We start from the raw sequence: 15,601 nt of genomic DNA, 5'->3' as shown, positions 1-15,601 counted from the left end.
GCCGACAGCTGACCCTCATGGTTGGCGCCCGCTGCGAGCGCGACCGGGGCTGCTGCGGCCTTCTTCACCCGCGTCTTGCGGCTGCCGAGGGATGCCGTCAGCCGGTCCAGCACGATGGCGAGGATCACGACGGACAGCCCGGCTTCGAAGCCGAGTCCGATGTCGATGCGGTTCAGGCTGGCAACGACGTCGCCGCCGAGCCCGCCGGCACCGACCATGCCCGCGATGACGACCATGGAGAGTGACAGCATGATGACCTGGTTGACACCGGCCATGATGCTCGGCATGGCAAGCGGCAACTGGATCTGGCGCAGGATGCGGAACGGAGACGAACCGAAGGCGTGGCCAGCTTCGACCACTTCTTTGTCGACTCCGCGGATGCCGAGCTCGGTCAGCCGGACTCCGGGGGCGAGCGCGAAGATGATCGTCGCGACGATGCCGGGGACGACACCGACCCGGAACAGGATCAGTGCGGGGATGAGGTAGACGAAGGCGGGCATCGTCTGGAGGAAGTCGAGGACCGGTTTGAGGATCTTCGACGCGGTGTCTGATCGGGCGCCGAGGATGCCGAGCGGAACGCTGATGAGCACGGCGAGAACGCTGGCGACGAGCACGAGCGACAGCGAGTCCATCGCGTTCTCCCACTGGTCGACGGCGAGGATCAGCCCGAAACCGACGATCACTCCGACGGCGAGCTTCCACCCCTTGGCGAAGAAGCCGAGCACGGCGATGACGAGGATGATGATCCAAAACGGCGGCGACTGGAAGACCCAGTTGACCAGGTCGTAGAGGCCGAGGAATACGGCCCGCAGCACGTCGAAGACCGGCTGCAGGGTTTGCGTGAGCACGTCAACGAAATCTTCGACCCACTGGCCGAGCGGAATACGGAAATCCATCAGGAAAAGCTTCCTTCTCTAGCGGGTTCGACAGTGTCGGCGGATGTGGTCCTGCCTGAGTCGACCTCATCGGTCATACCGGCCGTATCCCGGAGGGTCTGGGTGATGATGTCAACGGCGACCGTCGCCGGTGTCTCGATGACCTGGTTCTCATCGGCTGCGGTCGGAACGTTGGCGAGGGCGGCGAGGAGGGTGACCCGGGGAATCGCGCCGAGCAGGCGGCCCTTCTCGTCGACGACGGCGACCGGCAGCTGGCTTTCGGCCGCCGGCTCGAACAGGTCGACGAGGTACTGGTCGGGTCCGACCGTTGCCGGGTCGTTGCGCACGATCGTCATCAGGTCGCGATTCCCGGCCTTGACGTGCTTGAGCACGTCGCGGTCGTGCACGACACCGAGCAGTTTGCGGCCGTTGCCGACGACGAAGGCTGCGGATGTCTGCATGTCACGCATGGTGCGCAGGGCGGCACGGGGGCCGGCGGAACCGGACACGACAGCGCGCGCCGGCTCCATCACGCTGGCCGCGGTGAGAACCCGGGCCCGGTCGACATCCTGCACGAACTGGGCGACGTAGTCGTTCGCCGGGTCGGTGAGGATCTCGTCGGGTGTACCCACCTGGACGATGCGGCCGTCCCGCATGACAGCGATTCGGTCACCGAGGAACATGGCTTCGTTGAGGTCGTGGGTGATGAAGATGATGGTCTTGCCGAGTTCCTGCTGCAGCTCCACGAGCTGCTCCTGCATCTCGCGCCGGATGAGCGGGTCGAGCGCCGAGAAGGCTTCGTCCATCAGCAGCACGTCGGTGTCCGATGCGAGCGCGCGGGCGAGGCCGACGCGCTGCTGCATGCCACCGGAAAGTTCCCCAGGGAGCTTGTCTTCCCAGCCGGAGAGGCCGACGCGGTCGACGACATCCTGGGCGCGCTTCCGGCGCTCGTCGATGCCCACACCCTGCACTTCGAGTCCGTATGCGGCATTGTCGAGCACAGTGCGGTGCGGGAGCAGCGCGAAGTGCTGGAAGACCATCGAGATCTTCGTGCGACGAACCTCGCGCAGCTGCTTCGCGGGAATCCCGCTGACGGGCGAGCCGTAAACGGTGACGGAGCCTGCCGTTGGCTCGAGGAGCCCGTTGAGCATGCGGATCAGCGTGGACTTGCCCGATCCGCTGAGCCCCATGACGACGAAGATCTCACCTTTTTTCACATCGAACGAGGCGTCGATCACGGCAGCGGTTCCCAGTGCGGTGAGTTCATCGCGGGAGGTGCCTGCGTGAAGTCGCTTGAGGACTTCACGCTGCCTTTTCCCAAAAATCTTGTAGACGTTGTTTACTTCGAGGGCAACAGTGTCGCTCACGTTTTCTCCGGAGCGTGCAGGCGCGCGTCATCGTCCGGTCGAAAACCGGCTCGATGCGAACAGCTGCTCGCGTAAGTCACGACCGGGTCGGGGACGTATGCACAAACCCCACCCATCAAGCGCCGACGACCAGTGCGTCAGGAGCGAATCGGGGATATGCCGGCGCGGCCATGGGGCCGCCACCAACGTCGCAGGACCATACGCCCGGATGTGCAACATTTCTGCGTCACACCCGTTCGCGGACTAGCGTTTGGGCCATCATGGCCGTCACCGAGCGTAACAGAACAGGCCGAAGAGCCCTATTCGGGGCGCCGGGTACCTCGCTTGTCAATGGGCTGTTTCTCGCAGTGCGTTCACGGCATCCGTTCGTAGACTGGGAGGGTCAACCGCGGAATGTGGGGAGAACACCATGGGCTTTTTGGACAGAATTTTTGGTACCGGCCAGCGGGAGCCAGAGCCGGTGCGGCAGCAGTACGTGCCGCAGCCGCAGGGGCGCAGTGACGACGAGATCGCGGTCGAGCGCTACCGGTACCTGCTGCGGACGGCACCGCCCGAAGCGATCGAGCAGGCGCACGAAGAGGCATTTTCGCGGCTCACCCCGGAGCAGCGCCGCCTGCTGTTCCAGCAGCTGAGCGCGGATGCCGCTCCTGGCGACGCTCCGCGCGGTGACGACCCGCATTCGCTGGCCCAGTCGGCGACTCGGTCTGAGCTCCGCCAGCCCGGCACCATGGAACGCACGATGGCCGGACCCAGCTTTGGCAGCATGGTCGGCAGCTCACTGCTCGGTACCGTCGCGGGCTATTTCATCGCCACGTCGCTGATGGGAGCCTTCATGCCGGACATGTCCGGTGGTGAGGCCGGTTCCGAAGGCGGCGAGGCCGGTTCCGAAGGCGGCGATGCCGGTGCGGATGCCGGCGGCGATTACAGCGCGGATGCCGCCGGTTCTGACTTCGGCGGGAGCGGCGGCGATTTCGGCGGATCGGACTTCGGCGGCAGCGGCGGCGACTTCGGTGGGGACTTCGGCGGGTTCTAGCCGAGCCCGCGAACGCTGGCGAATTCGCGCTGCGCGGGTGCAATCGCACCCGCGCAGCACGGTTTCACCCGCCGACCGGCGCGCTGGTACTCAGTCGAGCAGCAGCGCCGGGTCCGCGAGAATCGACGCCCCATCGGCCAGGAACCGGGATGCCCCATCGCCGTCGACGACACGGTGGTCGCATGATGCGCCCAGCGTTGTCACGAACCGTGACCGGACTTCACCGTCGACGACCCACGGCTTCTGCTTGATCGTTCCGAGGGCGACGATGCCGACTTCGCCTGGGTTGAGAATCGGGGTGCCGGTGTCCATGCCGAATACTCCGATGTTCGTGACGGTGATGGTGCCGCCCTGCTGGTCGGCTGGCGGCGTCTTGCCGTCGCGGGCGGTGAGCGTGAGTTGCTCGAGCGCCTGTGCCAGTTCGAGCAGGCTCATCGCCTGCGCTTCCTTGATGTTCGGCACGATCAGACCGCGCGGGGTGGCCGCCGCGACGCCGAAGTTGACGTAATGCCGCACGATGATTTCCTCGTCGGTCCACGTCGCGTTGACCGTCGGGTTCCGGCGAACCGCCCAGATCATCGCCTTGGCCATGATCAGGAGCGGCGAGACCTTCACTCCGGCGAAGTCCGTCGAGTTCTTGAGCCGCTTGATGAACTCCATCGTGCGGGTGGCGTCGACGTCGACGAACAGAGAGACGTGTGGCGCTGTGAACGCCGATTCGACCATCGCGTTCGCGATCTGCTTGCGTACACCCTTCACCGGGATCCGCTCCTCGCGGGCGTCGCCCCACTCAGGTGTTTCGATGTTGCGGAACACGCTCGCCTGTCCGGCTTCACGCACCACGTCGTCCCGGGTGATCTCTCCCCCGATGCCGGTCCCTGCGACCTGTTTGAGGTCGACGCCGAGGTCCTTGGCAAGCTTGCGGATCGGCGGCTTCGCGATGACGGGGCCCGCGGATTCCGGAACGGATGCCGGCCGGGCGGCGGGTGCGATCGTCTCCGTCTTCCGGCGGCGGGAGGTGACGGCGCCGGCGTTGCCGTAACCGACGAGCACAGCACCGGGCTTCTCCTCGTCGATGGAGCTGCGGGTGTCGGCGACAGCCTCCTCGGTCTCCGAAGAGACGGCAGCAGGCACGACGGTCGCAGCAGCGGGCGCACCGGCCCCGACATCGTCTGCAACAGCGCGAATGGTGATGATCGGCGTGCCGACGTCGACCGTCATGCCCTCGTCGACGAGGATCGCGGACACCGTCCCCTCGTACGGCGACGGCAGTTCGACCAGCGACTTGGCGGTTTCGATCTCGACGAGAACCTGGTTGAGTTCGACGGTGTCACCGGGCGCGACCTTCCACGAGACCACTTCGGCCTCGGTGAGTCCCTCACCGGCATCCGGCATCAGAAACTGGAACTCGCTCATGGGTTTCTCTCTTTCGAGCGTCGCGAGACGCTAGTAGGCAAGTGCCCGGTCCACGGCCTCGAGGACACGGTCGGCGTCGGGGAGGAAAAGCTTCTCGAGTTTGGCAGGGGGGAATGGGACATCGAAGCCTGACACTCGAAGCACGGGCGCCTCGAGGGAGAAGAACGCCCGTTCGGCGACGGTCGCGGCGATTTCTGAGCCGACGGACACGTTCCCGGGTGCTTCCTGCGCGACGATCAGCCGGCCGGTCTTGCGCACGCTCTCGAGCAGCGGCTCGTAATCGATGGGCGACAGCGACCGGAGGTCGACGACCTCGAGGCTGATCCCGTCGCTCGCGGCGAGTTCGGCAGCCTGGAGCAGGACGGTGACCATTGCGCCGTGGGCGACGAGCGTGGCATCCGTTCCCTGCCGGACCACCCGGCTGGCGTGCAACGGAGCGGCTGAGCCCGACAGGTCCACGTCGCCCTTGGGCCAGTAGCGGCTCTTCGGTTCGAAGAACATCACCGGGTCGTTGGAGGCGATGGCCTCCTGGATCATCCAGTAGGCGTCGTTGGGGGTGGACGGGCTCACCGAGCGCAAGCCCGCCGTGTGCGCGAAGTACGCCTCGGGGCTTTCCTGGTGGTGTTCGACCGCTCCGATGTGCCCGCCGTACGGCACCCGGATGACGACCGGCATCTGCAGCGCGCCCTCGTTGCGGTTCGTGAGCTTCGCGAGCTGGGAGGTGATCTGGTTGAAGCCGGGGTAGATGAATCCGTCGAACTGGATTTCGCACACCGGCCGGTAGCCGCGCATGGCGAGGCCGACAGCCGTGCCGATGATGCCGGATTCCGCGAGCGGGGTGTCGAGGACGCGCTTCTCACCGAACTCGGCCTGGAGGCCCCCGGTGATGCGGAAGACACCGCCGAGCTTGCCGATGTCCTCCCCCATGAGCAGAACCCTGGGGTTCTCGGCCATCGCCTGGCGGAGCCCGGCGTTGAGCGCCTTCGCCATCGGCATCGTCTGCAGCGTTTTGTCAATGCTCACGGTCATGACGCACTCCCATCCAGTGCCGCCTCGTACTGTTCGAGCCATGCTTTCTGCTCGGTCATCAGCGGGTGGTCGTCCGAGTACACCCCGTCGAACATGAGGCCGATGTCGGGGTCGGCGATCGCGTGGGTGCGCCGGCGGACGTCGGCCGCGTAGTCGTGTGCCTCAGCGGTGATGCTCTCGAAGAACGCGTCGGAGGCGCCCTGGCCGCGGAGGAACGCCTGGAACCGCACGATCGGGTCGCGGGCGATCCAGGAGTCGGTGAGCTCCTGGGTGCGGTACTTGGTCGGGTCGTCGCTCGTGGTGTGGGCGCCGATCCGGTAGGTGAGGGCCTCGATCAGCTGAGGTCCCGCGCCGGAGCGTGCGTCGTCGAGGTGCTTCGCGGTGACGGCGTAGCTGGCGAGAACGTCGTTGCCGTCGACCTGCACGCTGGGGATGCCGAAACCGGTGCCGCGTTCGAACAGCGGAGTACGGGACTGGGTGGTCACCGGAACGCTGATCGCCCAGTGGTTGTTCTGGAGGAAGAACACCTGTGGGGTGCGGTAACTCGCGGCGAAGACCATGGCTTCGTTGACGTCGCCCTGGCTGGTGGCGCCGTCACCGAAGTAGACCATGACGGCCTGGTCGGTGTCGGGGTTGCCGGTCGCGGTGGCGCCGTCGAAGGTGACGCCCATCGCGTACCCGGTGGCGTGCAGCGCCTGCGCGCCGATGACGAGGGTGTACGGCCGGAAGTTGCCGTTAGACGGGTCAGAGACGTCCCACCCGGAGTGGGTGGTCCCGCGCATGACCTCGATGATGCCGAGCAGGTCCACGCCGCGGACGAGGCCGACGGCGTGCTCCCGGTAGGACGGGAAGATGTGGTCCTGGGCGCGAGCGGCACGGCCGGAGCCGACCTGAGCGCCTTCCTGACCATGGCACGGAGGCCACAGCGCAAGCTGTCCCTGGCGCTGCAGATTCGCGGCCTCGGTGTCGAACGCCCGCGCAAGCACCATGTCCCGGTAGAACTGTTCGTGATCGGCGGAAGTGAGACGGTCGAGGTACGCCAGATAGGGTTCGGCGGATGCCGTCGGTGCGACGGTTCCGTCGGCCGAGAGAATCTGCACGGGCGCCGCGGGTGAGGTGCTTTCAGTTTCCGCCATTGGTCTAACCTAACCGCCGGGCCGGATGCCCCGCTGGTAGAGACTCGACAATTCGTCCAGTGATCGATAGGAGTTTGTCCACAGACTCTTCCTCGCCGACGCTGACCCGGATGCCGGCGCCCGGGAACCCGCGGGCGACGATCCCGCCGTCGAGCAGAGCCTCGTTGGCGGCATCCGTCTCTTCGCAAGTGGCCAGCCAGACGAAGTTGCCCTGGGCTTTCGGCACACTCCAGCCCTGGTCGAACAGGGCTGCGGCGAGCCGGTCGCGCAGTGCGGCGATCCGGGCGACCCGCTCGAGGAGCTGATCCTCGAGGTTCAGCGAGGCGATCGCCGCGACCTGGGCGGGTTCGGTCACTGAGAGCGGGATGGCTGCGGCGCGTGCGGCGTCGAGAATCGCCGCCGGGCCGATCGCCCAGCCGACGCGGAGACCGGCCAGGCCGTAGGCCTTCGAGAAGGTGCGGAGGACGACGAGATTGGGGTAGCGGGCCAGCAGCGGAAGCCCGTGAACGGCATCCGGGTCGGTGACGAACTCGGTGTACGCCTCATCGAGCAGCACGAGAACGTCGGCGGGCACAGCAGCCATGAACGTCTCGAATTCGGCGGCGCTGACGGTTGTCGATGTCGGGTTGTTCGGCGAGCAGACGATCACGACGCGGGTGGTGTCGTCGACGGCCGCGGCGAGCGCTTCCATGTCATGGGACCCGTCGGCGCGGTTGGGCACCTGGACGCTCGTCGCCCCGGAGACCGTGACGAGGCCGGGGTACGCCTCGAAGGAACGCCAGGGGTAAACGACGGTGTCGCCTGGACCCGCTGCCGCGTCAATGAACTGGCTGAGCAGGGCGACCGATCCGGATCCCACGTGGATCTGCTCGGGAGAGACCCCGTGCCGTGCAGCGAGGACCTCGCGCAAGGCGAGCGCGGAAGCATCCGGGTACCGATTGAACGCGCCGGCGGCGGCCACCGCGTCAATGACCCCGGGAAGCGGCGGGAACGGGTTCTCGTTGCTGGAAAGCTTGAACGCGTCCGCGGTTGCCGGCCTGCCCTGCCGGTACGGCGGGCTGGCGAGGATCTCGGGACGGAGCTTGACCGGGGGCGCGACGGCGTGTCCGTCGGAGGGTGGGATAAACGTCACGGACCGAGTCTAGACAGGGGCGTTTTCCGGCAGTGGCATGCTGGGCGACGGTGAACCCACGGCGGGCACCGCGCGGGGACGCGGTCGCGCGTCATTGGCAAGCCTGACATCATGGTGCGATGGCCAGATTCCTGCTCCGTGTCGTGATCAACGCCGTCGCGATCTGGTTGACGACCTTCATCGTCGCCGGCGTGCACGTCACCCCGTACCCACCTGGCGACACGCTCGCCATCGTTCTGACCTACCTGCTGATCGCGGTGATCTTCGCGATCGTCAACGGGGTCGTTGGCACGCTGATCCGGATCGTGGCGTTCCCGCTGTACATCCTCACCCTTGGATTGATCTCCTTCCTCGTGAACGGGCTGCTCCTGCTTCTCGTCGAGTGGATCATGTCTCCTTTCGGCTTCGGGCTCGACACGGATGGCTTTTGGTGGGCGGTTCTCGCAGCGCTCGTGATCAGCATCATCAACGGGATTTTTGCTCTGTTGCTGCGTCCGCAGCTGAAGGAACGCCGCAGACGCTGACCTCAGCGGCGATCCCGTTCCGCCCGGTACGTCGTCGCAGTGCCGGAAACCCCGGCAGCGCCCAGGCCGGTGAGGGCCTCTCTCATCGGGCTCAGGCGCGGGTCGGTGGAATCGTCGATGAGCGCGGCCGTTTCGCTGTAACGGACCATGTGGTGCGCGCTCCCGAGCGATGCGCCATCGGGCGGCCCGCCGTCGTCGAAGAGGCCACGGGTCACGACGATCCTCTCGCGCCCAGCCTCGCCACCGAGCGGCTGGCCGCCCAGCGCCGGCGTGATGTCTTCCGCGTGTTCCACCGCCACGTGCGCGACCTGGTCGGGAATCGGAATCTGCCCGCTCGGTGACCCGAATGTCACGAGGGCCTGCGTGGAATAGACCTCGGATGCGGCGATCCGCGCGGCGACGAGACCGCCCTGGGAATGCCCGAAGAAGGAGACCGGGTCACCTGGCCGTATGCCGGCGTCGTCCATCGCCTCGACGGTCGCCTGCTGGGCTGCGGTGTCACTCCCCGCGATTCCCGCGAGGTTACTGGCCATGTCGAACGGTTCGTCGCCGCCGGTGGAGAAGGCGCTCGTTCCAGCGATGTAGACCGCGTATGACGCTTCCCCGTCCCGGCCGTAGCGCTCGACCCGAACCTGCGGGTTGCCGGCTCCGCTGGAGGGTATCCGTGCCGCTGCGTCACCGAGCGACGCCGGCGCACTCACCGGCGATGGTGCCGAGCGGGTCACAGTCAACGGGGTGGGCGTATAGGCGTTGCGGCCGGCCAGGATCAGCAGGGCTCCGGCCACGGAACTGAGCCCGACGACGCCGGCGCCCTCATCACCGAGAAAATGCGCCATTCCCGGGCTGAACCCGGCTGCTCCCATCGCAACGTCGTCCGCCGACGAGACCAGCGCGCGAACCAGGCTGACAAAAGCAGGACGGACGAGGAGGTCGGAGTGGTCGGCGAGCGCGTTCGTCAGTGGTTCCCCGGCGAGCGCGGCGAGTCGCCGGATCTCAGGATGCTGAGCCACCAGCAGCGCGACGCCGATCGTCGGCGCCAGGGGGAGGGTGCCGAGGATCAGGTTGCGGAGATAAGCCCCGGCGAAGAAACCAGACAGGGCGGCGAGCAGCCCGGAGGCGTCCCGCGTTCGCTGCTCCCCGTCCGCATACTCGACGGCGGCGCGTTCCAGCACGAGGGCGAGCGATCCGGCGCTCGCCGCGGCATCCTGCAGGATGGCGGCCGCCCGGGTGAGCTCTGGCTCCGCGAAGCCGAACGGAGCGGCATCCGCTGACCACTCAGTGACGTACCGAGCGATTGCCGCTTCGTTCGACCAGTCCCGCGCCTCGCCGGCCAGCGTGGACAGCGTCGCGGCCACCAGGAACAGGTGGTCGGTGTCCACGCTGGTGGCAGAGCCGTTCGACACGTCGATGTCGTCGTGCACCGTTCTCATCTCCGGGTTGCGCCGGCGGGATAGCCGATGAAGGCTCTTTCCCCGGCGGTGCCGGAATCGTCCGCGGCGGCGAGCGCCGAACGCAACAGGTCACGAGCCCGGTCGCACTCGGTGAGCGCTGCGGCGAGCGCACCCGACGTTCGGGCAAGATTGCGCTGGAGGGCCCCCAAGCGCGAATCGAACTCAAGCCGGGCGGGCGACCGCCAGAGAAGCACGGCGGTGGAGTGCTGCAGGGTTCGCTGCCCAGCGGTCACGAGGCGGGTCAGGTCGAGGATGCGGCGGCGCTGCTGGTCCAGCAGGTCGAGGGTCCGCGACAGTTCACCGGGCGTGACACCCGGGACTCCGCCAGCCTGGGAAATCATCGGTCCTCCCCGGATTTCGGGACGCGGCAGGTCCGCATCGTCATCCATCGTCCGGTGTCGCCCGTGCCGGCAGGGACGGTTCGGCCGGGCCGTGTGAAATGCTCGCCTGGACCTCGCGTGTGAGGGAGCGAGGGCACCTCCCCGAACGGGGCGGGAACGGGGGCTCCCGCGCACCGCGCGTGCGGTACAGAATGGGGGGATGATTTCTGACCCGGTCCCTACCGAGGTCCAGCCCTTCCGCGTGTGCTTCGTATGCGCCGGCAACATCTGCAGATCCCCGATGGCAGAGGTTGTGTTCCAGAGCATGGTGCGGCAGGCAGGCCTCACCCGCTATGTCGAAACCCTGTCGGCTGGCACCGGTGACTGGCATGTCGGCGAGCAGGCCGACTCCCGCACCCTCTCTGCTCTCGCCCGGAACGGCTACGACGGCGCACATCATCGTGCCAAGCAGTTCAACCCGGAGTGGTTCGACCAGCTGGACCTCGTGGTCGCCCTGGACCGGGGCCACGACCGGATTCTCAAGGCGTGGGCTCCGACCGAAACCGACCGGGGCAAGGTGGCCCTGCTGCTCAGTTTCGACGACGACCAACGCCATCTGACCGATGTTCCCGACCCCTACTACGCCGGCGATGAGATGTTTGACCGAGTATTGGGCATGATTGAGGGGGCAAGCCGCCAACTCTTTCGGCAGCTTGAACCGGCAATTCGACAGGGAGCCATTCGATGACAGCATTACCCGCCCAGCCACTCAGCCCACTTGACGGCCGCTATCAGGCCGCCGTCAGCGATCTGGGCGAGCACCTCAGCGAGGCGGGTCTCAACCGGGCACGGGTGCAGGTCGAGGTGGAGTGGCTGCTCTACCTCACGTCGCACAGCATGTTCGGCTCCTCCCCGTTGACCGGTGAGCAGGTCGAGTCCCTCCGCGGGCTGTACCTCGAGTTCGGCCAGGCAGATATCGACTGGCTCGCCGAGAAGGAGACGGTCACCCGCCACGACGTGAAAGCCGTCGAATACCTGGTTCGTGACCGGCTGGCATCCCTCGGCCTCGACTCGATCGCCGAACTCACCCACTTCGCCTGCACGAGCGAGGACATCAACAACCTCTCATACGCTCTCACCGTCTCAGCCGCTGTGCAGACCGTTTGGCTGCCGAAGCTGCAGACCGTGATCGGGCTTCTTCGGTCTCTCGCGGTGGAGCACCGGGCGGATGCCATGCTGGCGCGCACACACGGACAGCCCGCCACCCCGACCACGATGGGCCGCGAGCTCGCTGTGGTGGCCTGGCGGCTGGAGCGAATCGCCGCCCAGGTCGCCGGTACCGAGTACCTGGGCAAGTTCTCGGGCGCAACCGGAACCTTCGCCGCCCATGTCGTCGCAGACCCCTCAGCCGACTGGCCGCGGATCTCGCAGGAGTTCGTCGAGTCCCTCGGGCTGACCTGGAACCCGCTGACCACCCAGATCGAGTCCCACGACTGGCAGGCAGAACTGTACAACCGGGTCTCGCACGCCAACCGGGTGCTGCACAACCTGGCCACCGACATCTGGACTTACATCTCGATGGGATACTTCCGGCAGATCCCGCAGGCCGGCGCGACCGGCTCGTCGACGATGCCGCACAAGATCAACCCGATCCGTTTCGAGAACGCTGAGGCGAACCTCGAACTCTCCAGCGCCGTGCTCGACTCGCTCGCCGCCACTCTCGTCACCTCCCGCCTGCAGCGCGACCTCACCGACTCCACCACCCAGCGCAACATCGGTGTCGGTTTCGGCCACTCGCTGCTCGCCCTGGACAACCTCGCCCGCGGTCTCGGCGAGATCGACCTTGACCGCGCCGCGCTCGCCGACGACCTCGACAGCAACTGGGAGATCCTCGGCGAGGCGATCCAGACGGTCATCCGCGCGGAGGTCGTCGCCGGCCGGTCGAGCATTTCGGACCCGTACGCGATGCTCAAGGAGCTCACCCGCGGCAAGCGCATCGGCCGCGACGACCTCGTTGCCTTCGTCGAGAAGCTCGACATCGGCGACGAGGCGAAGGGGCGACTGCTCGAACTGACCCCAGCAAGGTACGTCGGCCTGTCGGACGAACTGGTGAACCGTCTCCCCTGAGACTGCCCTCGATTGTGCCCTGCGGCATCCGGGGCCTTTCGCCGCCCGGATGCCGCGCGTACCCTGTCAAGGAGGGAGGCCAACATGCACACAACGGCAGGTGAGCGGATCATTATCCGCGGGCAGACGGTCGGCGCGCCTGACAGGCACGGTCAGATCATCGAGGTACGCGGCGACGAGGGGAAACCGCCCTATGTGGTGCGGTTCGACGACGGCCACGAGAGCCTCGTGTATCCAGGACCGGACTGCGTCATCGAGCACGCACCGCGCGCTGATTGACGACCCGTCGGGTCAGTGCCCGGAGTCCTGCTCGTGGATGTCCTTTTTCTCGAGGTCGCCGGGTTTGACCGACAGGGCGAACATCGCGATGCCGACGAGGGTGACGATGAATGCAACGCCGAAGAAGATCAACGCCAGGGTGATGTCGCGGGTCGACATGAGCACGATCAGGCCGGCGAAGGTCCCGGCGACGGCGGCGAAAACGAGTAGCTCGATCGGTTTGAGGATCTCGCGGCGGCTGGGCTGGTGGTAACTCATGGATGCGACTCCGTTTCAGGGGCCACTCGGCCGCTCGGATCGGTGCCCCACTTGAGCGAGAACCCTCCGATCACGAGCAGAACGGCGACGATGGCGGCGTAGGCGCCGTAGACACCCACAGCGACGATGGATGCTGTGAGGCTGCGCTCCACGCCGTCCGGACCGGTGAACTGCTGGTCAAGACCCTGCGGCACGACGAGGAACGCCACGGCGAGAAGCACAGTGACCAGCCCGATGGCCGTCCAGTCGCGAGCGAGCGGTGAGCGTCCGCGCAGGCGGAAGCCGTTGTACAGTTCGAGCGCGCCGGTGAGCAGCGCCCAGATGAGGACGATCGCGAAGAACGCCGGCAGGCTTGCGGATGCCGCGAAGGCAAGCGCGACCGCGCCGGCGGCGAGGGTCAGCACGGCCTGGGCGACGAAGGTGTGCTGCGCAACCCGGTCTGCTTTCAGACTTCCGGAACCCGCGAAGATTGCGAGCGCGGTGAGGACAGCGAACGCACCGAAGACGGTGAGGCCCAGCGTTGCTGAGTGGTTCTGCGAGAAGGTGATGACGACGGCCGCGACGGCGGCGACAGCAGCCCGGGCGATCGGAACCAGCCAGTACCGTGAGCGCGACTGCGCTGTGCCGTTGGGAGCGGCAGTGACGGGGGTGGCCACGGTGGAAGCCTCTTTCGTAGGGGTGTGGAGGAACGTCCCTAGTCTACGCCGCGTAGAACTGAGCGCTCCCCGAGCGGCATCAGCACGCCGATCTCTCCCTCCGGCTGCGCAACGCGCACATCCGCGCCGCTGATTGAGCAGGTCGCCAGCGACCGTGTCGAAATCTGGCGACAGGACCGTGTCGAGATCCCAATCAAGCAGGCGCGAGGTCCGCGAATCGTGAGTAGTGCCCGTGGAACGCGACGGTGACCGTCCGGGTCGGGCCGTTACGGTGCTTGGCGACGATGAGGTCGGCTTCACCGGCGCGTGGGTTGTCTTTCTCGTACGCGCTTTCGCGATGCAGCAGGATGACCATGTCGGCGTCCTGCTCAAGCGATCCGGACTCGCGGAGGTCGGAGATGGCCGGCATCTTGTCCGCGCGCTGCTCCGGGCCACGGTTGAGCTGTGACAGGGCGATGACCGGCACCTGGAGCTCCTTGGCGAGGAGTTTGAGGGCACGGGAGAACTCGGAGACCTCCTGCTGACGGCTCTCGACGCGCTTGCCGGAGGTCATCAGCTGAAGGTAGTCGATGACGACGAGCTTGAGCCCGACCCGCTGCTTGAGTCGCCGGCACTTCGCCCGGATTTCGACGAGCGTCATGTTGGGGCTGTCGTCGATGTAGAGCGGTGCGTCATTGATGCGGCCGCGGACCGCGGCGAGCTTGTTCCAGTCACGCTGGTCGACAGTGCCCTTGCGCATGCTCTGCAGCGGAACGGATGCCTCCGCGGCGAGCAGGCGCATCGCGATCTCGCTCCGACCCATCTCCAGTGAGAAGAAGATGGATGGCTGGTCGTTGCCGATGGATGCGGCGCGCGCGAAGTCGAGCGCGAGGGTGGACTTACCGAGGGCGGGCCGCGCAGCGACGATGATGAGCTGGCCGCCGTGGAATCCGTTGGTGAGGTCGTCCATTTCAGCGAATCCGGTGGGAACACCGACCATCTTGCCGTCGGTACCGTTTGCTGCCTCGATCTCTTCGAAGGCCGTACCAACGGCTTCGTTGAGGGGAACGTAGTCTTCGGCTGTGGTGGAACCGGTGACCCCGTAGATCTCGGCCTGGGCCGTGTTCACCAGGTCGAGCACCTCGCCCTCACCGGCGTACCCCATCTGGACGATGCGGGTCCCGGCTTCGACGAGGCGGCGGAGCAATGCCCGTTCGGCGACGATGGAGGCGTAGAACCCGGCGTTCGCAGCCGTCGGCACGAGCCGTGTCAGCGTGTGCAGGTAGTCGGCACCGCCGGCTCGGGAGAGTTCCCCGGTCTTGATGAGTTCGTCGGTGACGGTGATGACGTCGGTCGGTTCACCGTGTGAGTAGAGCGAGAGGATTGCGTCGAAGATGATCTCGTGCTTGGGAATGTAGAAGTCGACACCGCGCACGGATTCGACGACGTCGGCGACTGCATCCTTGGAGAGCAGCATCCCGCCGAGGGCCGACTGCTCGGCGAGCATGTCGTGCGGCGGGGTGCGGTCGGCCCGGTACTCACCGCGGTTTTCACCGGCGGGAGTCTGGTCAGAGAGACCGAGATGGGCGATCGACACGCAATTCCTCCTTCAGCGGCAGGGCCGGTTCGACCCGGCCGGCGCATGGCCGTCATGCTCACAGTGAAGCCAATACCCAACCACCGACACGGTGGCCGGATGAGGCTGCGCACGCCGGTGGGAACCTGCGCTGCCTCACACTATGAGTAAGCAGTCGTCGGCACAAATGGTCCTGTGGATAACTCTGTGGATGAATTGCACGAAACGCCGCACGCGATGTGCACAACCTGTGGGGAATCCTGTGGAGAAGAAACTTATTTACTCAAGGAAATTGCTCCGGACCTGCGGAAATGTATTCCACAGGCTGTGGGGATGAAACTCTCTGAACTCCCCGTTGAAGCTTGGGTCCCGAACTGTTTGCCTGTGTACAAAAACCCTTGACGGGAGGCTGTTGCGGGTATAAGAAGTGGCAGTTCGGGGGG

The 15,601-nt window shown here is 66.4% G+C and carries 16 protein-coding genes; 5 read left to right on the top strand and 11 right to left on the bottom strand.

The window, feature by feature from the left end; genetic code table 11:
- Both ACLQ62_RS14360 and ACLQ62_RS14355 read right to left on the bottom strand, forming a co-directional pair.
- A partial coding sequence (locus tag ACLQ62_RS14360; protein ID WP_411722313.1) for an ABC transporter permease occupies window positions 1-899 on the bottom strand: 899 nt, incomplete at its 3' end.
- Window positions 896-2,242, bottom strand: coding sequence for a quaternary amine ABC transporter ATP-binding protein (locus ACLQ62_RS14355; protein ID WP_411722312.1), 1,347 nt, complete (start codon window positions 2,240-2,242; stop codon window positions 896-898). The genes ACLQ62_RS14360 and ACLQ62_RS14355, both read right to left, overlap by 4 nt.
- 409 nt (window positions 2,243-2,651) lie before the next feature.
- Here ACLQ62_RS14355 and ACLQ62_RS14350 point away from each other — a divergent pair, with 409 nt between their 5' ends.
- Window positions 2,652-3,275: a hypothetical protein gene (locus ACLQ62_RS14350; protein ID WP_411722311.1), complete on the top strand. Its 624-nt coding sequence runs from the start codon at window positions 2,652-2,654 to the stop codon at window positions 3,273-3,275.
- A gap of 90 nt (window positions 3,276-3,365) precedes the next feature.
- Here the strand turns inward: ACLQ62_RS14350 and ACLQ62_RS14345 are convergent, their stop codons facing one another.
- Genes ACLQ62_RS14345 through ACLQ62_RS14330 form a run of 4 tightly spaced genes read right to left on the bottom strand, consistent with a single transcriptional unit; the run spans window position 3,366 to window position 7,988 of the window.
- Window positions 3,366-4,691 carry a dihydrolipoamide acetyltransferase family protein gene (locus ACLQ62_RS14345; protein WP_411722310.1) on the bottom strand — a complete coding sequence of 442 codons (1,326 nt, stop codon included), beginning with the start codon at window positions 4,689-4,691 and terminating at the stop codon, window positions 3,366-3,368.
- 30 nt (window positions 4,692-4,721) lie between these two features.
- The gene (locus ACLQ62_RS14340) at window positions 4,722-5,720 is read right to left on the bottom strand and encodes an alpha-ketoacid dehydrogenase subunit beta (protein ID WP_411722309.1); all 999 of its coding nucleotides are present in this window, start codon (window positions 5,718-5,720) and stop codon (window positions 4,722-4,724) included.
- Window positions 5,717-6,856 carry a thiamine pyrophosphate-dependent dehydrogenase E1 component subunit alpha gene (locus ACLQ62_RS14335; protein ID WP_411722308.1) on the bottom strand — a complete coding sequence of 380 codons (1,140 nt, stop codon included), beginning with the start codon at window positions 6,854-6,856 and terminating at the stop codon, window positions 5,717-5,719. The genes ACLQ62_RS14340 and ACLQ62_RS14335 overlap by 4 nt, the downstream gene beginning before the upstream one ends.
- A 4-nt stretch (window positions 6,857-6,860) precedes the next feature.
- Window positions 6,861-7,988, bottom strand: coding sequence for a histidinol-phosphate transaminase (locus tag ACLQ62_RS14330; protein WP_411722307.1), 1,128 nt, complete (start codon window positions 7,986-7,988; stop codon window positions 6,861-6,863).
- A gap of 119 nt (window positions 7,989-8,107) precedes the next feature.
- Between ACLQ62_RS14330 and ACLQ62_RS14325 the strand changes: the two genes are divergently transcribed.
- The gene (locus ACLQ62_RS14325; protein ID WP_411722306.1) at window positions 8,108-8,512 is read left to right on the top strand and encodes a phage holin family protein; all 405 of its coding nucleotides are present in this window, start codon (window positions 8,108-8,110) and stop codon (window positions 8,510-8,512) included.
- 2 nt (window positions 8,513-8,514) lie between these two features.
- Here ACLQ62_RS14325 and ACLQ62_RS14320 read toward each other — a convergent pair whose 3' ends face one another.
- Window positions 8,515-9,933, bottom strand: coding sequence for a hypothetical protein (locus ACLQ62_RS14320; RefSeq protein WP_411722305.1), 1,419 nt, complete (start codon window positions 9,931-9,933; stop codon window positions 8,515-8,517).
- A gap of 5 nt (window positions 9,934-9,938) precedes the next feature.
- Window positions 9,939-10,304, bottom strand: coding sequence for a hypothetical protein (locus tag ACLQ62_RS14315; protein WP_411722304.1), 366 nt, complete (start codon window positions 10,302-10,304; stop codon window positions 9,939-9,941).
- Window positions 10,305-10,503: 199 nt separating this feature from the next.
- Here ACLQ62_RS14315 and ACLQ62_RS14310 point away from each other — a divergent pair, with 199 nt between their 5' ends.
- From ACLQ62_RS14310 to ACLQ62_RS14300, 3 genes are all read left to right on the top strand, one after another.
- The gene (locus ACLQ62_RS14310; RefSeq protein WP_411722303.1) at window positions 10,504-11,031 is read left to right on the top strand and encodes a low molecular weight protein-tyrosine-phosphatase; all 528 of its coding nucleotides are present in this window, start codon (window positions 10,504-10,506) and stop codon (window positions 11,029-11,031) included.
- Window positions 11,028-12,410, top strand: coding sequence for an adenylosuccinate lyase (gene purB, locus ACLQ62_RS14305; RefSeq protein ID WP_411722302.1), 1,383 nt, complete (start codon window positions 11,028-11,030; stop codon window positions 12,408-12,410). Before ACLQ62_RS14310 ends, purB begins: the two co-directional genes overlap by 4 nt.
- A gap of 84 nt (window positions 12,411-12,494) precedes the next feature.
- The gene (locus ACLQ62_RS14300) at window positions 12,495-12,689 is read left to right on the top strand and encodes a DUF1918 domain-containing protein (protein ID WP_411722301.1); all 195 of its coding nucleotides are present in this window, start codon (window positions 12,495-12,497) and stop codon (window positions 12,687-12,689) included.
- 12 nt (window positions 12,690-12,701) lie between these two features.
- Here the strand turns inward: ACLQ62_RS14300 and ACLQ62_RS14295 are convergent, their stop codons facing one another.
- The 3 genes from ACLQ62_RS14295 to dnaB form a co-directional block, all read right to left on the bottom strand.
- Entirely contained in the window at window positions 12,702-12,947 is a 246-nt protein-coding gene (locus ACLQ62_RS14295) for a hypothetical protein (protein WP_411722300.1), read from the bottom strand.
- Window positions 12,944-13,603: a hypothetical protein gene (locus tag ACLQ62_RS14290; RefSeq protein WP_411722299.1), complete on the bottom strand. Its 660-nt coding sequence runs from the start codon at window positions 13,601-13,603 to the stop codon at window positions 12,944-12,946. The genes ACLQ62_RS14295 and ACLQ62_RS14290 overlap by 4 nt, the downstream gene beginning before the upstream one ends.
- A 193-nt stretch (window positions 13,604-13,796) precedes the next feature.
- Entirely contained in the window at window positions 13,797-15,179 is a 1,383-nt protein-coding gene (gene dnaB, locus ACLQ62_RS14285; RefSeq protein ID WP_411722298.1) for a replicative DNA helicase, read from the bottom strand.
- Window positions 15,180-15,601 lie beyond the last annotated feature (422 nt).

Source organism: Mycetocola sp. (assembly GCF_046716805.1).
GTDB lineage: Bacteria > Actinomycetota > Actinomycetes > Actinomycetales > Microbacteriaceae > Mycetocola_A.
This window is presented reverse-complemented; position numbering and strand designations above follow the sequence as displayed.

Excerpts from the sequence above, each read along its gene's own strand:
- ACLQ62_RS14350 (WP_411722311.1), top strand. The coding sequence starts at position 2,652 with ATGGGCTTTTTGGACAGAATTTTTGGTACCGGCCAGCGGGAGCCAGAG.
- ACLQ62_RS14345 (WP_411722310.1), bottom strand. The coding sequence starts at position 4,691 with ATGAGCGAGTTCCAGTTTCTGATGCCGGATGCCGGTGAGGGACTCACC.
- ACLQ62_RS14340 (WP_411722309.1), bottom strand. The coding sequence starts at position 5,720 with ATGACCGTGAGCATTGACAAAACGCTGCAGACGATGCCGATGGCGAAG.
- ACLQ62_RS14335 (WP_411722308.1), bottom strand. The coding sequence starts at position 6,856 with ATGGCGGAAACTGAAAGCACCTCACCCGCGGCGCCCGTGCAGATTCTC.
- ACLQ62_RS14325 (WP_411722306.1), top strand. The coding sequence starts at position 8,108 with ATGGCCAGATTCCTGCTCCGTGTCGTGATCAACGCCGTCGCGATCTGG.
- ACLQ62_RS14315 (WP_411722304.1), bottom strand. The coding sequence starts at position 10,304 with ATGATTTCCCAGGCTGGCGGAGTCCCGGGTGTCACGCCCGGTGAACTG.
- ACLQ62_RS14310 (WP_411722303.1), top strand. The coding sequence starts at position 10,504 with ATGATTTCTGACCCGGTCCCTACCGAGGTCCAGCCCTTCCGCGTGTGC.
- purB (WP_411722302.1), top strand. The coding sequence starts at position 11,028 with ATGACAGCATTACCCGCCCAGCCACTCAGCCCACTTGACGGCCGCTAT.
- ACLQ62_RS14300 (WP_411722301.1), top strand. The coding sequence starts at position 12,495 with ATGCACACAACGGCAGGTGAGCGGATCATTATCCGCGGGCAGACGGTC.
- ACLQ62_RS14295 (WP_411722300.1), bottom strand. The coding sequence starts at position 12,947 with ATGAGTTACCACCAGCCCAGCCGCCGCGAGATCCTCAAACCGATCGAG.